Origin of the sequence: Bacillus gobiensis (genome assembly GCF_001278705.1) — a bacterium.
Classification (GTDB): domain Bacteria; phylum Bacillota; class Bacilli; order Bacillales; family Bacillaceae; genus Bacillus; species Bacillus gobiensis.
The window spans coordinates 4,111,290-4,137,990 of sequence record NZ_CP012600.1 but is presented as its reverse complement, the minus strand read 5'-3'; the positions used below and the strand labels follow the sequence as shown (position 1 = coordinate 4,137,990).

Genomic DNA, 26,701 nt, shown 5'->3' with positions numbered 1-26,701 from the left:
CTTGGCTTTTTTGTGTTTCGATATGAAAAACAGGTGTATGATTTCTTCCTGCTTGTTCGTTTCCTTTGTTCATTCATCCATCTTATACCCATACTTTTCAAAATCGTCTTTAAATATCTCCTCGACAAGCCTTTTGGTTTCCAAGTTATAAAAACTTTTATAACTGGGGTACAGTGGGAACGACTGATCGAGTATATTAACGTTTGAATAATCTCCTTCAAACACCATACTTGAACTCAAATTATGAGGCGAGTCAGATAGTTCTCCACTATTGGATTTACGCAACCCATACTTATCTTCTATTGCCGCGATTTGTTCATTGAAATTCTCTATATATATATATTGGTTAATAAACTTTTCTTCACCCATAATATATTGCTGGCCAAAGTGAGGGTCAAGGGATGGCGAATCCGCACCCATTTTTTTGAGATATAATAAAAATTCTCTAAAAGAAAGCCCCTGTGTACTGTTCCGGTTGTTAAATAATTGCTCCCTAATGGTGCCCCATACTTCCTGCCAATAAGGCTCAAAATCATTAACAAGCATGAGGAAAGCACTAACTGCTCTTCTATACGGGTTTCGAACAAGCTTATAAGTGTCTTTTTTTGCATGTAAAAGGTGCCAGTATACCAGATTTTTATGTGTTGCATTATTACTATATTTAAGTTTGTAGTATTCATGGACCCACGAATTGTATTCCAAGGCTTTCTCTAATTCTTCAGATTGAAAGAAAAACCATTTTATTATTGTTGTGCACCCGCTTTTCGGAGTCCAAAACAGAATGATTGGTACTTTTTGATCAAAAAGTGGTAATTTATATCTTATAATCCGTTCCAAATCGTCTTCCCTTTTTTTATTGTCCATAACTCATCTCTCCTAACTCCTTTTTTTGAAACTCCATTAACGAGAAGTTACTCCGCTTTGTGTAAGGACACCCCCATCTGTTATTTAATCGCAGATGATAATGAATCGAGCATAATCCCTCTGGTATTATCCATTCATTAGGTAACTGCCACAAGGAGTTATAAATACAAATATTCTATATTAGAATATGCATGGATAAAAAAAAGGATAGACAATGTAAATGTTTAATATTCGAACGATAATAATGGTTAAAATCACAGTTACACAATTGAAAAATTTAGTAAAATTTCATTTATAAATAAATCTATTAAATTAGTATACTAAGTTAAAAAAACTTTACATAAAATCTTTGAAAGCGTACACTCTTATGTGAAAACACTTACAATAAAGGTTTGGGGGGAAACCATGAGTAAATTACTTAGTAAAAAACTAATCTTTTTCTTCGGAGCGTTAGGAGGATTACTCTACGGTTATGACATGGGAGTCATCTCGGGGGCATTACTTTTTATTAAAAACGACATTCCTTTAACCAGCTTTACTGAAGGACTCGTTGTCAGCTCGATGTTAATTGGAGCGATCATAGGTTCAGGCCTAAGCGGTCCTCTTTCAGACCGGTTCGGCCGGCGGCGAATGGTATTTATGATTTCCATTGTGTTTATTGCTGGATCACTCATCCTTGCGTTCGCACCAAATATGGCAATGCTTGTCCTTGGAAGATTCATTATTGGTGTCGCAGTCGGCGGTTCAACTGCGATTGTTCCGGTCTACTTATCGGAAATGGCGCCAACCGAATCACGCGGTTCCTTAAGCTAAACCAACTTATGATTACTGTCGGTATTCTTTCATCTTATATTGTGAACTATGTGTTTGCAGATATGGAAGGCTGGCGCTGGATGATTGGGCTTGCTGTCATCCCTTCACTCATTTTGATGATCGGCGTTACGTTTATGCCGGAAAGTCCGAGATGGCTGCTTGAGCATCGGAGCGAAGAAGCACCGAGTAATGAAGTTGACACGTTCTTCGGAGAAAGTTGACTCTGAAATACGTGAAATGATAGAGATTAACCGGATCTCTGAAGGAACTTGGAAAGTCTTGTCCTCTTCCTGGCTGCGACCTACACTCCTCATCGGCTGTGTTTTTGCTTTATTTCAACAAATTATTGGGATTAATGCGATTATTTATTATGCACCTACCATATTCAGCGAAGCAGGATTAGGTGACGCTACTGCCATTTTAGGAACTGTCGGAATCGGTACTGTAAACGTTATCATCACCATTTTTGCTATTATGATCATGGACAAAATTGATCGCAAAAAATTACTCGCGATTGGAAATATCGGGAAGGTTTTATCGTTGTTGATCATGGCTGTACTTATATGGACAGTCGGGATGAATACTAACTTTGGAGCATGGATTATCGTTGCAAGCTTAACATTGTTTATCGTTTTCTTCGCTTTCACCTGGGGACCTGTTCTCTGGGTGATGATTCCTGAATTATTTCCGATGCGTGCCCGAGGAGCTGCAACAGGCATTGCTGCGCTTGCTCTATCGATCGGAAGCCTGATCGTTGCACAATTCTTTCCGATGGTCTCTCGCGCGATTGGTATTGGACAAGTATTTTTAATCTTTGCCGCCTTTGGGATTGCTGCATTTATCTTTGTGATGAAATTCCTGCCGGAAACCCGCGGACGCAGCCTTGAGGAAATTGAGGCAGATTTGCGACACCGTACGACTGGTTGAGTTATAATAGAAGAGTTCATTCCATCACGGGAATTTTCCCGTGATGGAAACTGTTATTTCTTACATAAGAAAGTAAAACAAAGTTGTTCACTCCTCTTTTTACATCTCATTTATTCCCGACCCTTAAGAATCGAATTGTTCATATTTATAGAAAGAATTGGAGGTGGAAAAATGGCAACCATGAAAGATATTGCTGAAAAAGCAAATGTATCGATTGCTACCGTTTCGCGGGTTCTGAATCATGATTCTACGTTATCCGTAGGAGAAGAGGTAAAGAAAAAAATTTTTGAAACTGCAGAGTACCTTAATTACAAAAAACATATCAGCAAAATTGCAAAAAAACAGCTGCGAATTGCCATTGTCCAATGGTATACGGAGTCAGAAGAACTAAATGATATGTATTATTATTCGATCAGACAAGGGGCAGAAAAAAAAATCGAACGCAACCAACATGAGTATACCCGCATCTTTCAAAATGTAGACAAAAAAAACAACATGAAGATTGACGGAATCATTGCAATTGGTAAATTTTCAGATGAACAAAAGAAGCAATTGCAGGAGTGGAGTTCCATGATCTGTTACGTCGATGATGTACGCTCCATGACAACCTCTGATTATGTCATCGTTGACTTCAACCAAGCGACGGGTAGTGCTTTGTCACATTTAATCGCTCAAGGCCATTCGAAAATCGGAATGCTGGCAGGACAAGAACATTTTTCAGATTCAACTGAATTACTTGTGGATCCAAGGTATGAAAGTTTCCAAAGTTACATGAAAAAGAATGGTTTATTTGAAGAAAAATATTGCAGCGTTGGTTCATTTTCGGTAGAGTCAGGCTACCACATGATGGACAGAGCCATTCGCGAGTTAAAAAATGACTTGCCTACCGCTTTCTTTTGCGCAAACGACTCCATAGCTGTGGGAGCATTGCGTGCGCTTCGAGACCATGGAATCAGCGTCCCCGACCAAGTGAGCATTATCGGTGTGAATGACTCCAGTGTGGCAAAATATATCTCCCCTTCCTTAAGTACAGTAAGAGTCCCTACGGAATTAATGGGCGAGACAGCCGTGTCCTTATTAGAAGAGAGAATTTTCGACCAGCGTACGGTTGCAAAAACCGTCGTACTGGCGACAGAGTTAGTTATACGGGAGAGCAGCAAGTGATAGGTATACTCCAACAAGCTAGCTAAAACAGCGGGGTACTTCCGCTGAAATACGGAGTAATCGGACAAGAAACAAACGGTCCAATTTCCCCCTTCTGTTCAGGCAAACTAACAGGAAAAGCCGGAAGCAATTCAAGCTTCTGGCTTTTAATTCGTTTTTCTCAATTTGATGTTCATTTCTTTCTCTACAATACCCAAGTACATATTATTCCATTTCTTCACAGACCATATCGCCAACCCCGTAGTAACTATTCCTAAAGCTATAAACGAAATCCAAAAATAAGGAGAAACGATTCCTTCTGGATAGGCCAAACCAATCGGAGAAAAGACTAAATAAAACCCTGACATTAAACCAAGTAAAATGATGCTTATCGGAAGCGAATATTTCCAAGGCATCATATCTATATTATGTTTCGTCGTTAATTTCCATTCTTTTTCAGATGGTTTTACTTTCGCAAAGACCAGCATAATGATTATTTCCGTAAGAAACAAGATACCGTAAACGTGAATATAGTTAATATGAAGAGGTATACCGAATAGCTGCTCTGTCCCCCACAGGATCATATAGTACGTCACGACATGAAACCAGATGACAACTTTCGCTGCTAAAGGCGGCACTTTTTTTATGAAGATTCCTACGAGTACTATCGTGATAATAGGGATGTTAAAAAATCCGGTGAAGCGGCGGATTAAATCCCAAAGACCCTCTGGTGCATACATTAATAATGGAGAAATGAAGAAGCTGATCAAGGCAAGTCCCCCGGCAAACCACTTGCTTAATGACAGCAGCTTTTCATCTGAAAGGTCTTTTTTTATTGGCTGAATCACATCAAGTGCAAACATGGTCGCTGCCGAATTAATTAACGCATTAAATGAACTAAATACAGCACCAAGTAAGACAACTAAGAAGAGTCCCTGCATGTACCAAGGAAGAGCTTGTGAAACCAGTGTCGGATAGGCAAGATCTACTGATTGAAGATTTCCCCCATACAAATGAAATGCGATAATTCCAGGCAGCATCATAAAGATTGGGACAAGCAGCTTGAAAAAACCGGTATATAGAACACCCTTCTGGCCTTCTGCTAAATTCTTCGCTCCAAGCGTTCGTTGAATCGCGTATTGATTCGTTCCCCAATAAAAAAGGTTTGCCCAAATCATCCCTGTAAAAATCGTTGCTAGCGGGACAGCATCCTCACTTGAACCTATCGCATTCAGTTTTTCTGTATGATTCGTCGTAACTATTTTAACGCCTTCAATGATACTTCCATCACCAAGCTGGAATAAACCGACGGCTGGAATAATTGCACAAATAACGATGAGCCCTATTCCGATCAAGCTGTCGGAAACAGCAATAGCTTGCATTCCTCCAAATACAGCAAACAAAGCTCCGATAACCCCAATGACCCAAACCATCAGCCAAACGGATTGAGAATAATCAAGCCCGGTCAATCCCGGTACATCAAACAGCTTTAATACACCTAAAGCACCGGAATACAAAGTAGACGGTATGGTTACTAACACGTAGCCGAACATAAATAACAATACGACTAATCTTCTAACTCCTTCATCAAAACGGTCACGCAAAAACTGCGGCAGAGTGGTGAACGCGCCTCCTAAATAACGCGGAAGCAAAAATAAAGCCATAATAATGATTGCAATAACGGCAGTGACTTCCCATGCCATGCTTGTCATATTGCCGCCGTACGATTGCCCGTTTAGCCCGACCATTTGTTCAGCTGAAAGATTCGTTAAGATCAAAGCTCCTGCAATAAAACTTCCGGTCATCCCTCTTCCTGCCAAAAAATAGCCTTCCGTTGTTTTGTTGATGCCTTTGGATTTTTTATACGTCCATATTCCAATGAGCACGATAAAGAAGAGACTGGATAGCAGTGTGAACAGCACGTTGTTTTCTCCCATAGTTCATCTCCTGTTTTGTAGTAATATTTAACATTCCTTATCTATTACCCTGAATAACTGATTCATCGGAATAATGAGAAAAATGAAGAGCTTATGATGGCAATTATGAGAAAAAACAGAGGGAACCATTCCGGTTCCGTCTGTTTTACGTTCTGGCTTTCCTTACAGCTTCCTTCATATTATCCTGCAGCTGCAAAATGCGCTGGGTGCCTTCTTCTCTCAGACGCTTGTTCTCATCTTCAATTTGCTTCGTTTCCTGCATCCCTTTGACGATTGTATTCCATGACTCTTCAATCGTTTCAATATTTACGCTCGGCCGTCCAGCCATTCTGGCGATTTCTACACTTTGATTGCTGATGTTTTCGGCATTCCGCTTCAGCATTTCATTCGTCCGGCGATCAAGCTCATTCATGCTGTCCGCCACAAGCTTTTGCCGCTTCGCCGTAACCGCCTGAATGATTCCATTCTTAAAGATCGGGATCGTAATGATAAACGCCGAATTGATCTTACCGATCAGCTTCGTATTTCCGCGCTGGAGCAAACGAATTTGCGGAGCCGTCTGCAGAGCAACCATTCTGGCCATATCTAAATCATAGACACGTTCTTCGAGTGCCTCAATCCCGTTTTGGAGAGAATTGAGCTCCAATTCAGCAAGTTGATTGCCGGAAGCTGCCTGCTGCTCGTAGGTCGGAACCATTTGTTTTAATTCTTCTACCTTCAGCTGGCCGGCAACCACATATTTCTCAAGCTCCATATAATAATTAAGATTGTTTTCATACATTTCATCGAGAGTGACTGTGGAAGTCGTCATCTCGTCCTTGTACTTTGAAATTTCAACATTGATCTTTTCAATTTCGCCGCCAAGCGTTTGATACTTGCTAAAGATTTTTTCAATAAAATCATTTCCGCGTTTAAAGATCTTAGACATGAATCCTTTTTTCTCTTCGAAATCCTTTTTATCAAATCGATCCATCAGTTTGCCAAGCTGATTCAGCATTTCCCCTGAATCCGTAGCGCTTGATGACCGCATCATGCCAAGAATCCGATCGGAAAATTGAGAAATTTGTACAGCAGGCTCTTTTCCGTATTCCAATAATGCAACCTGATTTTTTGCGTCAATTTGCTTTGCAAGATTTTGAACTTCTGGTTCATTCCTTAGCTTTGTGCGAATATCGTTTGCTTTCTCTTCGGTAATTACCGGTGCTTCGTCGATTTTTTCAAGTGTTGTAAGATCATTTGAATTCGTCATCATTTTTTCCTCCTTATTATTTAGTGAAACGATTGAAAAACCTTCGAAGAGGGGACGGTTCAATAAACTCTTGTTGAAAGACCATGTTCTCAAGCCAATGGACATCAAATTGGTTTTCTTCGATAAAAAGCTCGATATCTCTGTGTCCAGGCGGATTATAAAGTATTATGTCGATTCCCAGTTCATTTAGAAAATAAATCGCTGCGGCATCTGACCTGGTTAATTCCCCATTCATTTCCGTATGATATAAAATCAGCTTTGGAATCGTTTGTGAATAGTCAAACGTTTGAATCAGCCTGAGGAGCTCCGGCTGAAGATGAACAGCTTGGGTAAATAAATAAAGCTGAACCTGTTCAAGTGTCTCAGTGCCTTGAGTAAGAAATTTTGGATTCCGGACCATGCTGGAAATCCTTTGAGCCATACTAGCCTGCACCTCTTCCGGAAGATGCTTATACTGCCATACGTTGCTCATAACCAGTTTTTCCGGATCGATATCCCCTTCCTTAGTTAAGCAATGGCTATAATGAAACTGATAATTCGCGGTGACTTCGTTTGTAAAAGGAAATTTGCGGACCACGTGTGATTCTTCATAATCAACAAGTGTATGCAGCCTGTCCCAATATTCCTTTTTATTGGCGGAGATTCCGTTGACCTTTGCAAAAAGGTTCGGGATTTCAACTCGTTTGCGATCCACAAGAAAATTAGGGCGAATAAAAGCCTTTTCTTTCGCTAGTAAAAATAACTCATCATATGTTGTTTTTAACGTAATCGCTACAGGTTCATGCCCTCTGAATTGCCACGGTTTATATAATTGCGATCCTTCATGATGCAAAATGGTATCCAATTCCTTTGTTGATCTGTAGGCTACAGTTGATTTACGCTCCGGCTTCTCATTTGGAAACGGCTCTAAAGAGGAAACTGCAGGATACGTATACACGAAAGAATGCTCATTTTCAGGATCAATTTCCTTCATTAAATCTTTTCCTTCCGGATGAAAAAGCAAAACATCGCACCCGATCAGCATGAGATAATACAAAAAATAAATGTTGCTTTTTGTCCCGTTTCCATACCAAATGACGCGCGGCATTTGCCTCGATATATCTGCTTGTTCCATCCAAGGATGCAAATGATTCAACGACCACTTGACGATATCAAGTAAAAGCCTTCTGAAGTCGGGGTCATTTGTTCCTTGGGCATGAGAGGTGATAAACGTCTGAAGAACCTTCATCAAGGACTGCCTGATATGGCGATGCATGGCAGGATTGCTATGCCCGGCAATTAACTGATCACGATCTAAAAAAGCAACTAAGCGGTTCACAGATAACCCGTTCTCTTTTTGATTCAACATATGAATGTTTTGTACCGCCTGAAACTTATCGGAAGCGATCGTCTTATCCAAGGTTTCACTCAGAATATGCATATTCTCCATCTGACTAAGCTCGTACAAGTAAATGTAATAATCCGTTTCATCGGATGGCGTCCCCATAATCCTGCCGGACAGCCGGCTAAAAGCAAGTGTGTCTCCATTTTCAAAGGGGGATCGTTCCGGCAACGTTTGTATGAGAAGCTGCTTCCATTCCTCATTTTGCGGAGCTGCGTTATGGATATGGATGCCTGTGATCATGATGTCCCCCTCCTTTTTACTAAACTTCCAAAATAGGTGTGAAGCTGCTAATAATCATTTCCAAAATTTCATCTGATGCCCTCATTCCTTCCGATGCTGTTGCGGCTAGCATCGGATAACTGGCAAGTACCTCTCCATGGGCGGGTGCGATTCCACAATCGGCTTCTTGAATCAGCTCATAATCCAACAGAGAGTCACCCGCCGAGAAAATCTTTTCTAGACTGAGTAGTTCCTTCAGATAGCTGACTGCTCTCCATTTATTCAACGCTTTAGGGATAAAATACAGCTTTCTTCCTTGTAAAGAAGCCCGCCAATCCCTTTGTTCCGCCCATTGAATGACTTCCTTCAGCCTAATAAAAGGGATTTTGTCATCCTTTATAATTAAATAGATAAAAAAATGCTGTGCGGTTTTTATCTGTTTAATATGCGGAATCAAATCCAACGACTGAATTTCTTGAATCATGTCATCAATCGATTGACACATGCCGATCTCTTTTTCCATGAGATCTGTCCATTCTGGCAATGGTACTCCGTTTTTTAAGATACACGCGCCGTTGGTTGTCACTGCAAATTTTGGCTTTATATCATTTTGAAACAGAAAAATCCGATTATATTGCTCCGTAGTACGTGTCGTTACCGGAATAAAATGCATCTCTTGCTGAATCTTCAGAAGATGCTTTTTCGCTTGAACGGACATGTAGGAACGCTCTTTTCCTTCAAACATTTCAACGAGCTCATAGGCGTCTTCTGGCGGGTACGTCTCGAGCATCCGCTTGCTGTATATGAGAGTACGATCTAAATCGGTAGCAAATGCTTTCATGCCTTGTCCTCCAATGGGCGGATTAAACCACAGCACTTATAAGTCATATCCGTATATTCCTCAACCGGCACTCCCTTGTCATTTGCCAAAAGAAGAATATGCTTAATTTCTTCCTCGGAACCGGGCTGAATCAGGATTTTCCAAGGAACTCTTCTCAGAAGAACTCTCGTTGTTTCCCCAACACCTGGTTTTACAAAATTTATATTTTCCACTCCGAAATCCCTTTGGATATTCTTTACGGAATTCAGTCCGTTCCAATTTACCTCATTGAAAGAGTTTGATGCTTTTTGTTTCGCCGATTCGATAATAGCTGGAAACTCAGCGGAAATTGTATTAACGTATACGTTTGATACGTCCTCATCCGTTAGTTCGCTGTAATATTTCGCACCATGAAAGTCTCCATCCCCAATCCATTTTGCATTCAGGACAGTCCTGCTGACTAGCCCGGATACGGTTGAGTTCAACAAGGCACTAGGAATTAAATAGTCTTCTCTTGTTCCAAACAGGGCAGAGCAGTGTCCGGGATCTGCCAAAACAGCAAGCTCGGCAGAAAGATCTGTACCATGTTTTTCGTTATACGACTCTATCGATTGACGCAGCTCTTGCGTGATCGCCCCTTTGCCGGTCCAGCCATCAATAAAGGAAATCGAATGCTCAGGATGCTTTTCCCTAATAAAGGTCAACGCCTGTTCGTCAATTCCGCGACCGCGAATAATGCTAATGCTGTAATGGGGCAAGCTTTCGTTATAGACAAGCTTAATGTACCGTTTAATCAAAACGCCAATCGGGGTTCCTCCGCGCGCCAAGCTGCAAAGCACAGTTCGCTTCCCTCGTTTTTTCATTAGAAGCTCGGCGACAATCCCTGCTGCTTCAGCAATTTTTCGTTTGCTTGTTTCTAGGGAAGAGTAAAATAACTCCAAATATTCTTTCGTTGGCTCGTATTCAACCGGGAGCATCTCAGAGTAATGGACTCCTTTTTGAATCGATTGTTCCCGTTCTTGGGTGCTTTTTTCTATTTGAATACCAGATAAATCCTTTAAAAGAAAAATGACATCTTCCTCAGCATAGCTCCCGAATTTCACCGTTAAATTAGACATCTGCATCTCCCCTTCCGAAAAAGGTAACGACGTGCAGCACCTTAATACCACGGTCGCTGCAAATATTGAGCAATGGTTCCAAGGCGGCATCCGTTGCGTCTTTTTCTAGGAAATAAAAAATTTCATCGTATGCATCATAAGGGATATTGTATAAAAAGTGCTGAATTTCCTGATCCTCGGGATTTTTAAAGGTGTACCCACTTGTTATCGCATATCCTTCTCTATCGTTCGGGTGAACCGGACTTCTGGTAGAGGATTGATAGAGCACTCCTCCCCCCATTCCAGCAGCAATTCTCATTGGTATGTACATAAATTCACCCGTACCTATGCAAAGCGTCCGCGCCCCTGTTCTATGTGCGCGAAGATGCTTTGCAGTCGACAAGCAAGCTTGATCAATCTTAGATGTCTCCTCATCAACCAAGCCGAATCTTCCGGTTTCTTTAATATACGATGAGGAGAAAAACGTAAATTGATCTCCAGCATCATGCTTGATCATCTTAATCTCATTTTGTCTTTCGTTCGGATGAAAGTTATATGATGATTTTTCAAGCGGAGCTCCGATTGCTTTGATGTTTCCAGAAAGAAGAGACACGGTTGTGACATTGATATCAAGCTCTTCCTCCAGTCTTCTAAATGCAGCTTTATGCTCATCGGAACGCCAATCCAAGATGCTGAGAATGGCATATTCTTTTCTCGGAAACTTTTTTTGAATATCCCTAATAATATTAATCGCCGTTTTGCCCGTCGTTATTTCGTCATCAACCAGCACGACCGGACGATCATTCGAAAAGAAGGAGCCGCTGGCAAAGCACTGATGGCTGACAGCGTGGGAATGCTCTTCTTCAAAGGCAAGTACAGGCTCCTTCTCCATTCGTTCCCGCGTTGTATGGATGAATGAAGCCCCTTCCATACAATCAAAAACTCCGTGGGCAAGTGCAGTAGCTGTTTCCGCAAAACCAATTACAATCGGCTGTTCAGGAAATGGCAGCTTCTTATTTTTCAGCAAAGAATAGCCCTCTTCCAAAATCGCATGATCATTTTGCAAAAATTTCTCTGCGATCGTTTTTTTCTTATCAGGAATGCGAGCTTTTGTTTTTTCGAAATATTCCATAGCCAATAGTCCAGACAAGATTAGCGGCTTCAATGGATGTACCGGCATATGCTTCCCGAGCACTGTGCTGACAAATAAAAAGCCTCTGTTCTTATTCACTCTTGCAGCTGTAAGAAACAGCTTATCCATTGGTATAGAATGGGGATTATCCGAGATGACCAGCTCTAATTTTATATTATCCAAGATTTGTAGCATGTGTTTGCTCTGTAAGCATGTCGATGTAGCTGCGATTTTCATGATACACCCCGTATATGTCCGACTTGATAAGAATCGTTTGCGCCCATTTCAAATGCGGTTTAATTTCGTTCATTTTATTGGCAAATGAGCTTTTGATCGCTCCTCCGCTTGACGTGCCATTCGCGTGTTCAACAATCGATTTTGCATCCAAATAATCCTCTTTTGAGACAGTAAGCAAGCTTTGAACAATTTTCAGATGAGTCGGATGAATGACTGTTTTTCCATGGATTCCATTCGCTAGATCCAAAATGGTTTCTTTTATCAATCCATCATCATACCTGCTGGTGCGAACTCTTAATCCTATTTCTCCTAGAGAATGGTCGAAGGGAGACGGTCTAAGCTGTGGTTTTACTATTTTTGAAGGATTTTCGAAGTATTCCCATACGGCACCTGAAATACAGAAAGTTCTACCGAAGAAATTGACAATATCAATGATTAAATCCGAGATTACTTTGATATCATAGATGGTCATAGACGGACTTCTTCTTATGCCGAAGAGTCCACAGAGGTCTGTAGCGCCAATTCGAATATTCAGAATTGACTCTTTATAGCTGTCCATAATCTCATTCATCTTAAACAGCTCTTCGCTTCTCGTTAATTTGTTGATGATTTCCTCTGACTCCAAAATGGGCATACCATACAGCGCAATACCATGTGCTTGTGCCAGTGCGTTTTGCCCAGACAGGTAAGCCTTAGCATTTTTTGAAGAAAATTTCGGGTAAACGAAGCCGGTGATCAAATGTAAGTCTTGGCCAAGCTCATTACCGAGAACAGTCAATTGCTCAGAGTTTCGGACACGGATAAAAATCAGCGGCAGTTCATCCGAAGAGATCCGGCCAGCATTCAACGCGAGGGTGATTTTTTTCATTTCTATGACAATCTGTTTTTGCGCTTCTTCAACGAAAGAGTCACCTATGGAATCTTCTAAGCATAATACCATGCTGCACATTTCTTTGTACTTTCTTTGAATGATCATGTCTGCTACGTCTTTTCGAGTGGCGGGCATATAAAGCGTCGCCCCTAACGCGTACTCCAATTTCCTTTTATCCGAATCTTTAGAAACAGATGCCGGTTTTTTATAAAAGATCGAATCCTTTTGATAATCATTTAAAAAACGAAAGTATTGCACCGAGTCCACCCCCTTTTAGTAGAAAAACGCTCGCTCCCCTAAGAGAACGAGACGTATTTTCTTTCATTCTGTGAAAAGCACTTCCTATTCTTCTCTTGATGCCGCAGCTTGTTCTTCCCCCTGATGCTTTTTTTTATTGATATTGTGAATAATAAAAGTAACGACAAATGCTGAAATAATAATAAGAAAGAAAATCTCGTGCGGGATTTCAACATGAACAATTGTTAAAGCCATTTTAATCGCAATAAGACCAATAAGAATAAATGCTGTTCCTTCAAGCTCAGGAATTTTGTCGATAAGCACCAAAAATAATTTTGCAACCGTACGCATCATTAGAATACCAATCATACCGCCTAAAAGGAGTACCCACACCTTATTGGAAATGGCAAAAGCCGCGAGTATACTGTCGATCGAAAAGGCAATATCCATAATTTCGACTGCAATGACCGTCGCCCAAAACACGCCAAATACGCGAACAAGCCAGCTGTCTTTTTTCATTCCCTTTGCCTCGTCGTCTTTTTCCCCTAACCAGAAATGCTTAATGACGAGCCAGGCAAGATATCCGGCGCCCAACAGCTTGATCCACCAGAAATTTACTAAATACACACCGATACCTATGAAAAGAAAACGGAAAATATATGCTCCTAACAAACCGTAAGTTAACGCTTTTTTCCGCTGTTTCTCAGGAAGGTGCTTAACCATGACTGCGAGCACGAGGGCGTTATCTGCTGAAAGCAACCCTTCCATTATTACCAAGGTTCCTATCAATCCCCATGCAACAGGATCTGTAATAACCTCTTCCCACCACATTTGCCAGTCAAAAAACGAGGCATACGTTGAAAGTAATGATGAAAAAAACTCTTCCACACTTTTTCCTCCTTATAAAGCTATGTCTGCTAATTAATGGTTGCTGGGTTTATACCTCGAGGCCAAAATTTTTGCACAATGCAGATAAGCCGCCGGAAAAGCCGCTCCCTACAGCGGAAAATTTCCAATCCTGGCCATGGCGGTACAATTCACAAAATACGACTGCCGTTTCGATGGAAAAGTCTTCACCAAGATCAAACCGAAGCAATTCTTCATTAGTATCGGCACTTTCAAGACGTACAAAAGCATTTGAAACTTGTCCAAAATTTTGGTTTCTTCGTTCCGCATCATGAATCGTAACCGTAATCGCGATTTTATCGATAGTCGAAGGAATTTTGCTAAAATCGACGATCAGCTGCTCATCATCGCCGGCGCCTTCGCCCGTCCGGTTGTCACCACTGTGAATCACCGATTTACTCGGGTGTTCGAGATTGTTGTAAAAAACAAAATCAAGATCCTCTGTACATCTTCCGTCAGAGCCGGTCAAAAACGCAGAGGCATCTAAATCAAATGCCTCTCCGCCTGAGTATTTGTTCGTATCCCAACCCAGACCGATAATCGCACGTGTAAGGTCTGGGTTAGATTTCGTTAAATCAATTCTTTGTCCTTTGGAAAGTTGAATGGCCATAAATATTCGCCTCCCGCTAATAGATGCTTCGTTCGTTACTTAGCCAATTTCCAAACCATAGTCTGTTGCAATTCTTGCAAGTCCGCCTTGATATCCGGAGCCTACAGCAGAAAATTTCCATTCTGTTCCGTGGCGATAAAGCTCTCCGGTAATCAACGCCGTTTCAATCGAAAAATCTTCAGAAAGATCGTAGCGAATCAGCTCTTCATTGCCGTCTTCATTTACGACACGCACATAAGCGTTTGACACTTGACCAAAATTCTGATTGCGTGCTTCCCCTTCATGAATCGTAATGACAAATGAAATTTTGCTTATGTTTGCAGGTACATCGTTCAGGCTGATTTTCACTTGCTCGTCATCGCCTGATCCCTCGCCGGTACGGTTGTCACCTGTATGAACAACTGCGCCGCCTGCTCCTTCGGTTTGATTGTAAAATACAAAATCAGCTGAAGAAGCGCATCTTCCTGTTGAATCTAATAAAAACACGCTCGAATCCAAATCAAAATCATTGCCGCCATCATATTTGTTTGTATCCCAGCCGAGTCCAACAATTACTTTATTTAGCCCTGGATTTGTTTTCGTTAAATCAACTTTTTGTCCTTTTGAAAGTGAAATTGCCATTTTTCATACTCCCTTTCTTTGTGGTCTTTAATTGCTTATTGATAACGTTTAACAACTTCTGTAATACTTGTATCGTTTGTTCCATTGCCTACCGCGGAAAATTTCCATTCCGCTCCGTTTCGATAGATTTCACCGACGATCAGGCTCGTTTTTCCTTTATAATCGTCTTTTAAGTTATATCTCACCAGCTCGTTGTTGTTAGATTGGTCAACAACTCGGATAAATGCATTTTCGATCATTCCAAAATCCTGTTTACGAGATACACAATCATAAATATTTACGACAAATACCAGTTTATTAATTGCCTGCGGTACGTTTTTAAGATCAATCATAACCTGCTCGTCATCTCCGGCGCCTTCACCTGTTAAATTATCGCCAGTATGAACAACACTTCCATCACTGCTTTTTAAATTGCCGAAGAAAATACAATTCTTTTTATCTGTAAATCTATCATTTTCAAGCAGTAAAACAGAGGAATCACAATCGATATTGCTGCCGCCTCCGCCAAACAAACCGCCGAGGAAGCCGCCTCCCTTTTTAGATACAGGATCCCATCCAAGTCCAACCAAAAGCTTCGTTAACCCAGCGTTGCCTTTTGTCAGATCGATTCTTTGTCCTTTTTCTAATGAAATTGCCATTATGTATTCACTCCATTTCAATCTATTTAATTATACATGATTCGACAGCAAACATTAATCAATATGGTCCTGCCCGGTGATTAAAAAGATCTTCTCCTTACGTACGTACATGTTTAGCAAAAGGTTTCATTTGTTCTGCTTTTTCTTTTATTATCTGCCATTGCTGCTTCATTTTTCTTTTGTTCCCGACATGGTTCACCAAAAACCATGCATTAAGCCCATTATCTCACAGAAGATTTTGACATTACATATTTTTTTGTTACTTTTTCCTTACTTTTTAAAAGAGAAAAAATATGAAAAAACCACAACGGCAAAATAGTTCTGCTCCCCCCTTATCACGGACGGGTATTCTCTCCATTCCGTGAATGATTACGACCAGTTTTCGTTTTATTGTGCCCTCATCCAAAATTATTGCGACCACATTCGTTTTTTTTGTGCCCACATGCGAATTTATTCGCCTCACCTGCGGCGCTTCCGCTTCTCATCGGTGCTACATATGAAAAGCAGCCGCTGGAAGTAGTTCTGCGGCTTAATGACATGCATTCCGAGTTTTTCTTCCCATTTCGGATAAGATTGCGACCAGTTTTCGCTTTATTGTGCCTTCATCCAAAATTATTGCGACCACATTCGTTTTTTTTTGTGCCCACATGCGAATTTATTCGCCTACTCACATCGATGCCCACATAAAAAAGGTTCCCCAACTACGGAGAACCATTATTGAAGGTCTAAGAAGCCTTCTATATCCTTAATTATTTCATTTAATAGCCGCATGGACCGCTGTAGATTGCCAGCATCCTCTAAACTATGATCCGCCCCTTCAATAAGCTTTGATGATATATTCTTATTTTCTAAGATCTTATGAAATCGCTCCTTTACATAGTAAGGGTCGTGGTCTCCGATAAACTGCATGCCCTTATTTTTGCCGTGTGCCATAGCTTGAAACACTTCTTCCCTAGTAATTAAAGGAGTAAGCCAAATTGCTTTTGCCGATTGAAATTGCTCCCTGTGCGCTAATTCCGAAGCTAATCCAATCGTCCCCAGCGATTTCCCTGTAAGATAAAAGCTTTGGTAGACATTGCTCTCCAGCACTTCGTCTACCGTAGCTTTGACGTCAAATTTTAAAGACGAATCAAATTCTTCATTTGACAATGCTTTGTAGCTATTAGACTGATAGTTGTAGTTTATTTGAAGAACATCATAACCGCGATTAAGGAATACACGTAAGGAATAGTACAAAAGCGGCGCCTGATTGGTGTATCCCAGTCCAGGGAGCAAAATTGCCAGAGTATCTGCCGCTCTTTGTTTGAAATGAGCAATTTGAACAGGCAGCCCATTATAACCGTTAACCGTTTTGTCCAGTATTTCCAACTCATCACTCCATCCTGTCTGTTTCTTTTCATTATTATATAGTTTCTTACCCGCGTCCTCTTCTCCCTGTTTTTCTTTTCTTTGGCCACTTTACCGGCTCCACATGATCAATCATTGCGTAGAACACAGTTCCCCATTGGTATTCATCCAAGCTGCTAATTGGCTGAAATCGTTCGATCCCGGCATCCCTGGTAATATGCTTTATCTGTTTTGATGTAAATACACTTTTTAACGCTTCATGAAAAGGAAGCTTAGGGTGCTGCAATGCATAATCGGCCAATCTTTGAAACCGCTGATGATGCTTTTGGGGAACGGATGGCTGTGTCTTTTTCCGCAAGCATAAAACGGCAGAATCAACCTTCGGAGGCGGCGAAAAATTGGTTCGGGAAATGAATCGTTCAACCTTTAGATCAAACCACATTCTCCATTTTAATATCTTTGGATTCGTAATTGGGGTAGCTGTAAATCGCATGGCCGCCCCTTTTTCCATGACAATGGTGGCTTTTTTAAAAGATTTTCCCGGATGATGAAGAAGCTTCTCCATAATCGGTGTTGTAATCGCATAAGGAATAGAAGCCACAACCGAAAAGGGTTCTTTCGGAAGGTAGCATTTCAGAAAATCTTCCGCGATAATTTTCACATTCGAAGAGGGTTCTGTTTTCTGTTTAAGAATTTCTACAAATTCCTTATCATTTTCAACCGCCAAAACCTTTCCTGCTTTTTCCGCGAGAGGGAGCGTAAATGCGCCCTTCCCCGCGCCGATTTCCATTACTGTATCCTTTTTAGTGATCTGCGCTCTATTGATCACATCTTCAACAATTTTTTTGTTATGAAGCAAGTGCTGTCCGGAAAAATTAGGTCCCTCAATACATTTGCGAATTTTACGATGCCTTTTATTTTGCTTTCTCATCACTTGTTCTCCTCCTAGGATTTTTTATACAAAAAAAACACAGGCTGATCTGCCTGTGTGAGGAGTAAACGTATGAATGTTTGCCAAACAAAACCATTCCTTCTTGGCGAATTCCCACAAGAAAGGATGATTTTTCATAACGAAAAAAGAAAGCAAACGGCATAAAGAAAGCACATAACGACGTGCTCTCTTCATTGGATTTTTCTACAAGTTTGAGTTTTTAAGCATAACAAAAAGAGGGCAGATTTGTCCCTACCCTCTCATTAGCAGCTTATATGAGTTTCTTAAAATGGGCAGACGAATCCCGTTACCCCTGCACACAGGCAGAGTCTTTGTTCACTATTCAGTTAGCGGAACAAATTGAAAAACGGATTCTGAAGATTCCACACATTTTAAGCAACCCTCCGATCATTATAATTACGGTAAGTTTAGCATAGTCCGTTATGTCCCTGCAATAGGAGGTTTTCCTTATTTTTCAAATAAATGATGAAGCAGACGGTCTTTATCAAGGAAAAATTGCTTCATCATGCGATAGTGATTTGTCTCTTCCAGTGAGGTTTCGTTAACCCCCTCTTCGGTGAGCTCGAGAATTTGAGAATCAGGATAAGCCATAATAATTGGGGAGTGGGTTGCAATGATGAACTGAGAATTTTGTCCGGCAAGTTCATGAATTTTTGAGAGCATGGAAATCTGCCGAAGCGGAGAAAGTGCAGCTTCCGGCTCATCTAGAATATAAAGGCCATTGCCTCCGAACCTGTGCATAAACAACGAAAAAAACGATTCACCATGGGATTGTTCATGCAGGGAAACTCCTCCATAGGAATCGATCACACGAGGACTACCTGGTTCCCTGTCGAGTTCCTCAATATTTGAAGCAAGGTTGTAGAAAGTTTCAGCTCGGAGAAAAAAACCATCCTTCGGCCTTCTTGCACCTTTCGCGAGCCGAATATAGTCCCCAAGCTTCGAATGGGAATCAAAGGTAGAGAAATTAAAATTAAACGAGCCTCCCTCAGGATTGAATCCCAAGTTCATAGCAAGCGCTTCTAAGAAGTTTGATTTTCCCATTCCGTTTTCACCGACGATATACGTCACTTGACTGCGAAATTCTAACTTTCCCATGTCTTTAATAATCGGGAGGCAAAAGGGAAATTCGTCAAATGACAGAACCTTTTCCTTTACTAGTTCGATCGATTTCAGATAATTCCCCTTCATTTTGCGATCCCCTTTCTTATACCATCATTTCCTTCACAAAACACGCTTGTCCTCTAATCTCAATTTTCCAGGACGAGTCATTTTTTGACACGAATACTGCAACTCTTCCATCTCGATTCAACTCATGTCCTTGTTCAATGAGCAGTTCAAGAGAAGGGTTTTCTTTGATATGGCTGGCATAGTACGCGCCCATTACCCCTGAAGCTGTTCCAGTGACAGGATCCTCAATCGTTCCGGAAAATGGCGACGAAAAGTGTCTCGCATGCATATCAGCCAGTGGATCGTATGTTTCTAAGCAAAATGGATGTATCGACGCCTTTGGCATTTCCGTTAATACTCCAGGAAATACATTATTGTTCGGAACCATTCGTTCAAAAGCAGATAAATTCATGACTGGAACAAGCAAGGTCCATGCGCCTGTGCTACCGTATACGATAGGGAGCTCCGGATGAAGGTCATCTTCATGCAAACCAATAGCAACAGCCAAAGCTTTCTTCGATCCCTTAAAAGGCTTGAACTCAGGTTCCGCCTGCTGCATCGTAATCGCAAAATCATCTTCATGGCCTGCTTCTATTTTCACAGGCAAAATCCCTGCTTTTGTTTCGATCGTAAATTCATTTTTATCAGCCAACAAATTTCTCGTCTTTAATGCGTAAATGGACGCCATCGTGGCATGCCCGCATAGATTGATCTCGTGCCCCGGGGTAAAGTAACGGATTCTTACATCAGCTTTCTCTGACAGCATTGGAAAGGCAGTTTCGTTAAAGCCTACTTTTTTAGCAATCAACTGCATCTCTTCTTCGCTCAAGCCTTCTGAAAGAACAACCCCTGCAGGATTCCCCATATTCGGCTGACGGCTGAACGCATCGTAGTGGTAGACTGTTACTGGTTTCATGAATTTTCCTCCTAAAGTTGGCTAGACACAAACAACCTTCTGATCAGAAGGTTGTTATGGCTCGTTAATTATTGCCTTCAGCTGCTGACTGTTTTCCTTGCAGCAAAGCAAACTCTTCCTTCACTTTTCCCAACAATTCCTGATTTGTCAATAAATCATATGCAGTATAGGCCATGCATTTTGCCGCAAGCATTAAGCCTCCAAAGCCCATATCGCTCATCGCTGCTTCGCGGAATTCAACCGTATGGCACGCGTAAGGCTCATGGCAGATTTGAATATAAGGGTGGATTGAAGGAGCAAACTGGCTGACATTTCCCATGTCTACGGAACCGCCGCCGTCTGATTTCTCATGAATTTCCTGAGGATCGACGCCTAATTCGATCATATTTGCAGTAAAAGCTTCCGATAAGGCTTCATTCGTTTTTAGATCATCGTAAGACAGCTCGTAAAAGGATGTTTCCAATTTTGCACCCGTGGCAAGCGCCGCTGCTTTGGCACAGTTTTTCACTTTTTCCAAAAGCTCGTTCAAATAAGCTCGTTCGGTTGCGCGCACGTAAAATTGAGCCTGCGCATAATCCGGGACGACATTTGCCGCAGAACCTCCATGAGGAATCACCCCGTGTATCCGCGCAGTAGGAAGAATATGCTGTCTAAGCGCATTGATTCCGTTAAACGTTTGGATAACAGCGTCCAAAGCATTAATCCCTTCATGCGGGCTTCCTGCTGCATGAGCAGCTTTTCCGTAAAAATCAAATTGAATCGCGTCCATGGCGAGCGACGTCCCGCTTTTTTCGTGACGGCAGTACGGATGAACCATCATCGCTGCATCCAAATGGTTAAACAAGCCAAGATCTGCCATCGTCACTTTTCCACCTGTCGTTTCTTCTGCTGGAGTTCCATAGACGTAAAGTGTGCCGCCGATCTCGCTGATGACTTTACTTAGTCCGATTGCAGCTGCTACAGACATCGTCCCAATCAGGTTGTGTCCACAAGCATGGCCGATTTCAGGAAGAGCATCATATTCTGCCATAAAGCCAATGGAAGGACCAGGTTTTCCGCTGTCATATACTCCCGTAAAGGCAGTCGCCAATCCAGCAGTTCCCATTTCAACAGCAAAGCCATGTTTCTTAAGTTCCTCTGACAATTTCTTTGACGCTTTAAACTCTTCATGGCCGAGTTCAGGATTTTCTCCTATGTACTGGCTGATTCCATATAATTCGGTTCTTATTTTTTCTATTTCTTGATGAATATTATTTTTCATTTGGTCCATTTTCCGATCATCCTTCTAAATCATTTTCCAATCTATTGTATCATTTCTATGCTCTATTCAACTATAAAAAAAGAAAAATAATGAATAATTATACACATTTAACGAATATTTATTTCAAGCATTTGATATCGTTTACTTTCATATTAACCTTATGATTATCTTGTTTTTCAGACTTGACATTCATAAAAATTCCTATATCTTTATACAAGTAAACTTATAATTATTTATTTTTATCTAGATACAGCAAAGGAGAACATGTTTTGAACACCAAGAAATTCATTCTCAAATTTCCACATACGTATGCACTTATTTTTGGTATTACCATTCTTGCGGCTTTGGCCACTTACTTTGTGCCATCCGGCCAATTCGACCGGGTAGAACAGGGTGACCGCACAGTTATCGTCCAAGGCAGCTACAAAGAAATAGATGCAGAGCCCGTTCCATTTTTCAATCTGTTTCAATCCATTCCAGAGGGCATGGTACAATCTGCAGACATTATCTTCTATATTTTTCTCGTTGGCGGTGCATTTGGCATCATAAACAAAACAGGAACGATTGAAGCATCCGTTCATTTACTGGTTAATCGGTTGAAAAATAGAGGCGCTCTTTTGATTCCTATTGTTATGATTGCATTTTCAGTCGGCGGCGCCACCATTGGAATGTCTGAAGAAACCATCATTTTCATACCGATCGGTGTTGCTATTGCCCGCGCGCTCGGATATGACGCAATGACAGGTGCGGCAATGATCAGTTTAGGAGCTGCTATCGGCTTTACCGGAGGGATGCTGAATCCTTTCTCCGTTGGTATTGCTCAGTCGATTGCCGAGGTTCCGCTTTTTAGCGCAATCGGTTATCGTTTTATCATTTACTTTATCCTTCTTGGATTTGCTATATGGTATTTGATGAGGTATGCAGCAAAGGTGAAAGCTAATCCGGCTAATAGTGTTATTTCTGACATTGAAGCAGCGAATGCAGCTGCCAACAAATCCTCTATAGAAAAAGAGGAATCTTCTTTCACTTTTCGCCATGGGCTTGTTTTGTTGATCGTTACAGCCGGTTTTGCATTAAATATTTTTGGAGTCTTTCAGTGGAAATGGTTTCTCACCGAATTATCAGCTTCATTTATTATTATGGGATTTGCAGCCGGTCTTGCCGGAGGCCTCGGTGTGAATGGAATGTTTGACTCCTTCATTGATGGAATGAAAGAAGTCGTTTACGGCGCACTCATCGTTGGATTTGCACGTTCCATCGTCGTAGTGATGGAGCACGGACAAATCATAGATACGTTTATTAATAGCATGGCCGGGGCTATCAGCACGCTTCCAAACACAGTGAACGTTCTAGGAATGTACATCACACAGGTTATTATTAATACATTTATTCCATCTGGGAGCGGACAGGCTGCTACTACAATGCCTCTGATGGCTCCACTTGCCGATTTATTAGGATTTAATCGCCAAATAGCCGTGTTTGCTTATCAGTACGGAAGCGGCATTACTGATTCTATTATTCCGACCTCAGGTGTATTGATGGCGACCCTGGCGATGGCTGGAATTCCTTATGAACGATGGATCAAATTTGTATGGAAGCTGATTTTAGGCTGGCTTATCATCTCTGCAGCCGCGATCATCGTTGCAGTGCTGATTGGTATCCAATAAGATTAGCAAAATCTAAATTGACAATGCTTTGAAAAGTAAGGTATACTAAAAAGGAACAAGTGTTCGCGATTGATTGACCCCCTACTTATGCCATCCCGGTTTGGGATGGCTTTTTCTTTTTCTAGAACATCGATGAGGTTTAAAAGATGGATAGAAGGGAAGTTTAATAGTAACGCCAAAGCCATAATACAAGAGGTGATACTCAAGTGGATTTCCTTCGAGATTTCTTTTTATTCACAGGCGGAATTCTTCAAACCACGGTCCTTTTGGCACTCATCATCCTGATTATCTTTGTCAGGAGAATAAAAAGAAAAAATAAAGAACAATCGGGTTTTATAGATGATGATAAAAAACATTAACTCTAGATTAAAGTAAGCTGGCAGCGGTCCTTGCGGATTTGCTGCCAGCTTTTTTTGTCATTTCTAATAAATTGAACATCAAATTTAGATCAAATACAGTTCTAAATCCATCATATGAACATATAGCTTGAATACACGATACGACTTTCAGAATGATATTAAGTCTCGTATATTCTATCTGTTTTCAAAACAAAAATGAGGAGGTCTTGCATTGGGCCAGTTTACGACTCGTACAGTTGTTGCCATTGGTATCGGTGCTGCTCTTTACGGAATTTTAGGTCTTTGGGGGTTTTCGATTGCTCCAAACACGTACATTAAGCCTGCGATCGCTTTATTGGTAATTTTCGGAGCACTTTTTGGACCGGTTACCGGGCTTCTTGTGGGTTTAATCGGCCACACGCTGACTGATGCAATTGCAGGCTTTGGAATCTGGTGGGGCTGGGTCATTAGCTCGGGAATAACAGGCTTATTTTCTGGATTTATTATCTACAAAAAAAGCTTTAGCATAAAAGAGGGGAAATTCACCAAACCGCATTTCGGTCTCTTAATCGCTACAAGTGTAACAGGAATACTATTAGGACTTATTTTTGCCGGGTTATTTGATATTTTCATCATGGGCGAACCAGCAGATAAAATCTTTATTCAAGTTGGAGGGGCAATTCTTGCCAACCTGTTAGTCTTATTCGTTATTGCCCTCCCAGCCTTGATAGCAATTGCAAAAGTAAACAAACGAAGCACAAATTTAAAAGTCGAACAATAGTAAGGAGACCGCTTTCGAAAATGCTGCCTATGATTTCGATCAAAGAGTTTACGTTTCAATACAAAAATCTAGCCGAACCAACGCTAAAAAATATATCTCTTCAAATTTTCCCGGGAGAAAAGGTTTTGATTGCCGGCAGGAGCGGCTCAGGCAAATCTACATTAGCTCATTGCCTCAATGGGCTGATACCTTTTTCATACGAGGGGACGAGCACGGGAACATTATTCGTTCATGGAAAAGATCCAAGAGCCGGCATTTTTGATATGAGCAGCTCCATCGGAACCATTTTACAGGACCAAAATGCCCAGTTTGTCGGACTCACGGTTGGTGAAGACGTAGCATTTGCAGCTGAAAACAAGGCCACCCCTGTACCAGAAATGAAAAAGCAAGTCCAAGAAGCTCTTCTTCAAGTGGAAATGGAATCCTTCATCGATCGAAGCCCTCACGAATTATCCGGAGGACAAAAACAGCGAGTTTCACTTGCCGGCATTCTCGCAACCGATACCCCCATTCTTTTATTTGACGAGCCTCTTGCAAATCTGGATCCTTTAAGCTGCGAAAAAGCGGTTCAGTTAATCAACGACATTCACAAACAGACAAAGAAAACCATCGTTATCGTTGAGCACAGAATGGAGGACATATTAAAGCTCGGGATTGATAAACTCATTCTCCTTTCTGAAGGAAAAGTATTATTTTCAGGAAGTCCCGAGGAGGCTCTAAAAAAAGGCTTGCTGCCTAAAGCGGGGCTTCGTGAGCCATTATATTTAGAAGCTTTAAAAGAGACGTCTTACAAAATAGACGATAATACGAAGCTGTACCCGTTAGAACAACTAGATCCAGCTTTATTACATGCGCATCTGTTAAGCTGGCTGTCCGAACAAACTTCTTCTATCATAGAAAAATCGAATAAAGAGGCTATCCTTCAAGTAAAAGATGTATCCTTTACTTACAACCATGAAAGACAGGCTCTTTCTAACATTTTTTTAACTGTTTATAAAAAAGAAATTCTTGCTTTAATGGGCAACAACGGGGCTGGAAAGTCGACGTTATCTCATGTGATATGCGGATATTTGCGTCCGCAAAACGGAAGCATTTTGCTTAACGGCGAGTGCATCAACCACTTATCCATTGCTAAAAGAGGAAGACATATTGGATACGTACTTCAAAATGCAAATCATATGATAACTGAAAAGATACTTATCGATGAGGTATCTTGCAAATTGCGGCAATCGGGCCTGCCGGAGGATCAAGTTGCAGAAGCAGCCAGCATTGCCCTCAAGATCAGCGGTCTTTATGGACTTCGCAATTGGCCGATTGACTCACTAAGCTACGGCCAGAAAAAAAGGGCAGCAATCGCTTCAATATTGGTTTTAAAACCTGACATTTTAATTTTGGATGAACCGACAGCAGGCCAGGACTTTTCTCATTATCGGGAATTTATGGATTTTATTCATCTTCTTAGACAGAAAGGCATGACAATCGTTTTGATCACGCATGATATCCAGCTTGCCTTGGAATATTCAGACCGAGCCGCTCTTTTTCATAACGGTTCCATACTCGCTGTGGAGGAAACAGCCAAGCTTTTTTCGATGCCCGACTTGTTTCATCAGGCAAATCTAACAAAAAGCTCGTTATATCACTTGGCCGAATCCGCTTCGATTCCCGCTGACTCGTTTATCAAAAAATATCTTCAATCTAAAAGAAAGGAACCGCAAAATGAATACCGGTACCTTTTATATCAATCGTGACACATTTTTCCATCGTATGAACAGCGCTGTAAAACTGATCTTTTTCCTTGTGTGGTCGGCAATCGCGTTCCTGTTTCTTGACATAAGGGTGTTTTCCGTGATGCTTTTTGTTGGAATTGCCGTATTTGTGATAGCAAAAATCCCTTTAACCAAAATAAAGAGGCTCGTACTATTTGTGATTGGATTTAATTTTTTGAACTCCTTTATAATTCTATTGATTACGCCTGCCTACGGAAATGAACTGGCTGGCTCAACACACACCCTCGTTTCATTCAGCTATTGGACCATTACGTTGGAGACATTGTTTTACCTGCTGACTCTTTCATTAAAATATATGACGCTTTTGCCAGTAACGATTATGTTTATTTACACAACCCATCCGAGCCAGTTTGCAAGCAGCCTGAATAACATAGGCGTACCTTACAAAATCGCCTATTCGGTGAATATCGCGCTTCGTTATATTCCCGAAATTAAAAATGAATTTAATATGATAAAACAAGCACAGGAGGCAAAAGGAGCTGCGTTCAAAAAAGGAGAGGCGAGTCTCAAGCAAATTGCTGAAAACTATACGAAAGTAAGTTTATCCTTAGTATCCTCATCGTTAAAACGAATCGACACAGTATCAAATGCGATGGATTTACGTGGATTTGGCAGAAGCAAAAAACGAACATGGTTTTTTAGCACTCCGCTAAAAGCAGCTGACTACCTCTTTTTTATCTTTACGATTTTATTGCTGGGCACCGCCATTTTTTTAAAACTATCTATGATGAACGGCTTTTGGCATCCTTTTTTGTCTTAGAGGTTAAAAAAACACTC

23 protein-coding genes and 1 pseudogene are annotated in these 26,701 nt (G+C 41.2%); 7 read left to right on the top strand and 17 right to left on the bottom strand.

Translation table 11 applies throughout. The annotated features are described in order from the left end of the window. Positions 1–69 precede the first annotated feature (69 nt). On the bottom strand, positions 70–864 hold the full coding sequence (locus tag AM592_RS20730) for a sulfotransferase family 2 domain-containing protein (RefSeq protein ID WP_053605528.1): 795 nt from the start codon (positions 862–864) through the stop codon (positions 70–72). Positions 865–1,269: 405 nt separating this feature from the next. Between AM592_RS20730 and glcP the strand changes: the two are divergent. Together glcP and AM592_RS20720 are read left to right on the top strand one after the other, a co-directional pair. Continuing rightward, positions 1,270–2,604 (top strand): annotated as a pseudogene (gene glcP / locus AM592_RS20725) (glucose transporter GlcP). A gap of 171 nt (positions 2,605–2,775) precedes the next feature. Then, positions 2,776–3,768, top strand: a complete 993-nt coding sequence (locus AM592_RS20720) for a LacI family DNA-binding transcriptional regulator (RefSeq protein WP_053605527.1) — start codon at positions 2,776–2,778, stop codon at positions 3,766–3,768. Positions 3,769–3,914: 146 nt separating this feature from the next. Here AM592_RS20720 and AM592_RS20715 read toward each other — a convergent pair whose 3' ends face one another. From AM592_RS20715 to AM592_RS20640, 16 genes are all read right to left on the bottom strand, one after another. After that, positions 3,915–5,684, bottom strand: a complete 1,770-nt coding sequence (locus AM592_RS20715) for a solute:sodium symporter family transporter (RefSeq protein WP_053605526.1) — start codon at positions 5,682–5,684, stop codon at positions 3,915–3,917. A gap of 145 nt (positions 5,685–5,829) precedes the next feature. Next, positions 5,830–6,933 (bottom strand): toxic anion resistance protein, encoded by a 1,104-nt coding sequence (locus tag AM592_RS20710; protein ID WP_053605525.1) that lies wholly within the window; start codon positions 6,931–6,933, stop codon positions 5,830–5,832. Between the two features lie 16 nt (positions 6,934–6,949). Further along, on the bottom strand, positions 6,950–8,557 hold the full coding sequence (locus AM592_RS20705; protein ID WP_053605524.1) for a YceG family protein: 1,608 nt from the start codon (positions 8,555–8,557) through the stop codon (positions 6,950–6,952). Between the two features lie 19 nt (positions 8,558–8,576). Beyond that, the gene (locus tag AM592_RS20700) at positions 8,577–9,377 is read right to left on the bottom strand and encodes an HAD family hydrolase (protein ID WP_053605523.1); all 801 of its coding nucleotides are present in this window, start codon (positions 9,375–9,377) and stop codon (positions 8,577–8,579) included. Beyond that, positions 9,374–10,474, bottom strand: coding sequence for a cysteine protease StiP family protein (locus AM592_RS20695; RefSeq protein WP_053605522.1), 1,101 nt, complete (start codon positions 10,472–10,474; stop codon positions 9,374–9,376). Before AM592_RS20695 ends, AM592_RS20700 begins: the two co-directional genes overlap by 4 nt. Then, the gene (locus AM592_RS20690; RefSeq protein ID WP_225970295.1) at positions 10,467–11,822 is read right to left on the bottom strand and encodes a phosphoribosyltransferase family protein; all 1,356 of its coding nucleotides are present in this window, start codon (positions 11,820–11,822) and stop codon (positions 10,467–10,469) included. Before AM592_RS20690 ends, AM592_RS20695 begins: the two co-directional genes overlap by 8 nt. After that, complete coding sequence (locus AM592_RS20685; protein ID WP_053605521.1) at positions 11,761–12,951, bottom strand: HpcH/HpaI aldolase/citrate lyase family protein; 1,191 nt, start codon at positions 12,949–12,951, stop codon at positions 11,761–11,763. Before AM592_RS20685 ends, AM592_RS20690 begins: the two co-directional genes overlap by 62 nt. A gap of 84 nt (positions 12,952–13,035) precedes the next feature. After that, positions 13,036–13,761, bottom strand: a complete 726-nt coding sequence (locus AM592_RS20680) for a TerC family protein (protein WP_053606205.1) — start codon at positions 13,759–13,761, stop codon at positions 13,036–13,038. A 106-nt stretch (positions 13,762–13,867) separates the two neighbouring features. After that, a complete protein-coding gene (locus AM592_RS20675) occupies positions 13,868–14,446 on the bottom strand; it encodes a TerD family protein (RefSeq protein WP_053605520.1) in 579 nt (192 codons plus the stop codon). Between the two features lie 39 nt (positions 14,447–14,485). Then, a complete protein-coding gene (locus AM592_RS20670; protein WP_053605519.1) occupies positions 14,486–15,067 on the bottom strand; it encodes a TerD family protein in 582 nt (193 codons plus the stop codon). 35 nt (positions 15,068–15,102) lie between these two features. Continuing rightward, the gene (locus AM592_RS20665; RefSeq protein ID WP_053605518.1) at positions 15,103–15,705 is read right to left on the bottom strand and encodes a TerD family protein; all 603 of its coding nucleotides are present in this window, start codon (positions 15,703–15,705) and stop codon (positions 15,103–15,105) included. Positions 15,706–16,419: 714 nt separating this feature from the next. Next, positions 16,420–17,073: an alpha/beta family hydrolase gene (locus tag AM592_RS20660; protein WP_053605517.1), complete on the bottom strand. Its 654-nt coding sequence runs from the start codon at positions 17,071–17,073 to the stop codon at positions 16,420–16,422. 46 nt (positions 17,074–17,119) lie between these two features. Further along, positions 17,120–17,983, bottom strand: coding sequence for a 23S ribosomal RNA methyltransferase Erm (gene erm, locus AM592_RS20655; RefSeq protein WP_053605516.1), 864 nt, complete (start codon positions 17,981–17,983; stop codon positions 17,120–17,122). Between the two features lie 468 nt (positions 17,984–18,451). Next, complete coding sequence (locus AM592_RS20650) at positions 18,452–19,195, bottom strand: AAA family ATPase (RefSeq protein WP_053605515.1); 744 nt, start codon at positions 19,193–19,195, stop codon at positions 18,452–18,454. Between the two features lie 16 nt (positions 19,196–19,211). Then, positions 19,212–20,090 (bottom strand): PhzF family phenazine biosynthesis isomerase, encoded by an 879-nt coding sequence (locus tag AM592_RS20645; protein ID WP_053605514.1) that lies wholly within the window; start codon positions 20,088–20,090, stop codon positions 19,212–19,214. A 64-nt stretch (positions 20,091–20,154) separates the two neighbouring features. After that, positions 20,155–21,351, bottom strand: coding sequence for a M20 family metallopeptidase (locus AM592_RS20640; RefSeq protein WP_053606204.1), 1,197 nt, complete (start codon positions 21,349–21,351; stop codon positions 20,155–20,157). A gap of 269 nt (positions 21,352–21,620) precedes the next feature. Here AM592_RS20640 and AM592_RS20635 point away from each other — a divergent pair, with 269 nt between their 5' ends. The 5 genes from AM592_RS20635 to AM592_RS20620 all read left to right on the top strand — a co-directional run bounded on the left by AM592_RS20635 (position 21,621) and on the right by AM592_RS20620 (position 26,684). Continuing rightward, entirely contained in the window at positions 21,621–23,018 is a 1,398-nt protein-coding gene (locus tag AM592_RS20635; RefSeq protein ID WP_053605513.1) for a YfcC family protein, read from the top strand. Positions 23,019–23,224: 206 nt separating this feature from the next. After that, on the top strand, positions 23,225–23,377 hold the full coding sequence (locus AM592_RS24845) for a hypothetical protein (protein ID WP_098945270.1): 153 nt from the start codon (positions 23,225–23,227) through the stop codon (positions 23,375–23,377). A gap of 211 nt (positions 23,378–23,588) precedes the next feature. Then, complete coding sequence (locus AM592_RS20630) at positions 23,589–24,137, top strand: ECF-type riboflavin transporter substrate-binding protein (protein ID WP_053605512.1); 549 nt, start codon at positions 23,589–23,591, stop codon at positions 24,135–24,137. Between the two features lie 20 nt (positions 24,138–24,157). Then, positions 24,158–25,885 carry an ABC transporter ATP-binding protein gene (locus tag AM592_RS20625; protein ID WP_053605511.1) on the top strand — a complete coding sequence of 576 codons (1,728 nt, stop codon included), beginning with the start codon at positions 24,158–24,160 and terminating at the stop codon, positions 25,883–25,885. After that, positions 25,854–26,684, top strand: a complete 831-nt coding sequence (locus AM592_RS20620) for an energy-coupling factor transporter transmembrane component T family protein (protein ID WP_053605510.1) — start codon at positions 25,854–25,856, stop codon at positions 26,682–26,684. The genes AM592_RS20625 and AM592_RS20620 overlap by 32 nt, the downstream gene beginning before the upstream one ends. The last annotated feature ends 17 nt before the right edge of the window (positions 26,685–26,701 follow it).

Bases quoted from the DNA above. Each gene is read 5' to 3' on its own strand.
- AM592_RS20730 (WP_053605528.1), bottom strand. From the start codon at position 864: ATGGACAATAAAAAAAGGGAAGACGATTTGGAACGGATTATAAGATAT.
- AM592_RS20720 (WP_053605527.1), top strand. From the start codon at position 2,776: ATGGCAACCATGAAAGATATTGCTGAAAAAGCAAATGTATCGATTGCT.
- AM592_RS20715 (WP_053605526.1), bottom strand. From the start codon at position 5,684: ATGGGAGAAAACAACGTGCTGTTCACACTGCTATCCAGTCTCTTCTTT.
- AM592_RS20710 (WP_053605525.1), bottom strand. From the start codon at position 6,933: ATGACGAATTCAAATGATCTTACAACACTTGAAAAAATCGACGAAGCA.
- AM592_RS20705 (WP_053605524.1), bottom strand. From the start codon at position 8,557: ATGATCACAGGCATCCATATCCATAACGCAGCTCCGCAAAATGAGGAA.
- AM592_RS20700 (WP_053605523.1), bottom strand. From the start codon at position 9,377: ATGAAAGCATTTGCTACCGATTTAGATCGTACTCTCATATACAGCAAG.
- AM592_RS20695 (WP_053605522.1), bottom strand. From the start codon at position 10,474: ATGTCTAATTTAACGGTGAAATTCGGGAGCTATGCTGAGGAAGATGTC.
- AM592_RS20690 (WP_225970295.1), bottom strand. From the start codon at position 11,822: ATGAAAATCGCAGCTACATCGACATGCTTACAGAGCAAACACATGCTA.
- AM592_RS20680 (WP_053606205.1), bottom strand. From the start codon at position 13,761: ATGTGGTGGGAAGAGGTTATTACAGATCCTGTTGCATGGGGATTGATA.
- AM592_RS20675 (WP_053605520.1), bottom strand. From the start codon at position 14,446: ATGGCCATTCAACTTTCCAAAGGACAAAGAATTGATTTAACGAAATCT.
- AM592_RS20670 (WP_053605519.1), bottom strand. From the start codon at position 15,067: ATGGCAATTTCACTTTCAAAAGGACAAAAAGTTGATTTAACGAAAACA.
- AM592_RS20665 (WP_053605518.1), bottom strand. From the start codon at position 15,705: ATGGCAATTTCATTAGAAAAAGGACAAAGAATCGATCTGACAAAAGGC.
- erm (WP_053605516.1), bottom strand. From the start codon at position 17,983: ATGAGAAAGCAAAATAAAAGGCATCGTAAAATTCGCAAATGTATTGAG.
- AM592_RS20650 (WP_053605515.1), bottom strand. From the start codon at position 19,195: ATGAAGGGGAATTATCTGAAATCGATCGAACTAGTAAAGGAAAAGGTT.
- AM592_RS20645 (WP_053605514.1), bottom strand. From the start codon at position 20,090: ATGAAACCAGTAACAGTCTACCACTACGATGCGTTCAGCCGTCAGCCG.
- AM592_RS20640 (WP_053606204.1), bottom strand. From the start codon at position 21,351: ATGAAAAATAATATTCATCAAGAAATAGAAAAAATAAGAACCGAATTA.
- AM592_RS20625 (WP_053605511.1), top strand. From the start codon at position 24,158: ATGCTGCCTATGATTTCGATCAAAGAGTTTACGTTTCAATACAAAAAT.
- AM592_RS20620 (WP_053605510.1), top strand. From the start codon at position 25,854: ATGAATACCGGTACCTTTTATATCAATCGTGACACATTTTTCCATCGT.